A 268-nucleotide genomic window follows, 5' to 3' on the forward strand; every position below is an offset into this window, starting at 1 on the left:
GGATTAAGTATCCTGCGGAGCACTCTGCAGAATGCAAACGGGGGAGATCTGAAACCGCCTGAAGGTCTGTGGAAGGATCCCTCTTGGTCGCCTCGAGCACCTCTAATAACGAAACCGCTAACACGGCAAGCACCGATGGTGCCACCCGCCGCCTCTCATTCGCAAAGATTCACGAACCCCTTGATGTTCCGAATCTTCTCGCCCTGCAGACGGACAGCTTTGACTGGCTCGTCGGAAACGAACGCTGGCAGGCGCGGGTAGCGAAGGC

1 protein-coding gene is annotated in these 268 nt (G+C 57.5%); it reads left to right on the forward strand.

The features are described 5' to 3' along the window. Positions 1-83 precede the first annotated feature (83 nt). The coding region (locus ACPYOG_RS19640) for a hypothetical protein (protein ID WP_481295800.1) at positions 84-268 on the forward strand (185 nt) is incomplete at its 3' end.

This window comes from Leifsonia sp. HAY1-4F (genome assembly GCF_056755275.1).